Genomic DNA, 409 nt, shown 5'->3' with positions numbered 1-409 from the left:
CGTCGGCGTGGAGAAGGTCGATCAGCTCATCAATCTGGTGGGCGAGCTCGTCATCACGCAGGCGATGCTCGCGGAAACCACGAGCACGTTCGATCCCGCTCTGCACGACCGTCTTTTCAACGGCATGGCGCAGCTGGAGCGCAACGCGCGCGACCTGCAAGAGGCCGTCATGTCCATCCGCATGATGCCGATGGACTACGTATTCAGCCGCTTCCCGCGCCTCGTGCGCGATATCGCCGGCAAGCTCGGCAAGGAAGTGGAACTCGTCACGTTCGGTCAGGCGACCGAGCTCGACAAGAGCCTGATCGAGCGCATCATCGATCCGCTCACGCACCTCGTGCGCAACTCGCTCGATCACGGCATCGAAACCGTGGAAGCGCGCCGCGCGGCGGGCAAGTCGACCACCGGC

1 pseudogene is annotated in these 409 nt (G+C 64.1%); it reads left to right on the top strand.

The annotated features are described in order from the left end of the window. Nucleotides 1-409 (top strand): annotated as a pseudogene (locus QCE73_RS33970) (chemotaxis protein CheA); the annotation flags it as partial.

This window comes from Caballeronia sp. LZ029 (genome assembly GCF_031451275.1).
In the GTDB taxonomy this organism is placed as follows: Bacteria; Pseudomonadota; Gammaproteobacteria; order Burkholderiales; family Burkholderiaceae; genus Caballeronia; species Caballeronia jiangsuensis.
The sequence above is the reverse complement of the archived record's forward strand: the minus strand, read 5'-3'. Positions and strand labels throughout refer to the sequence as shown.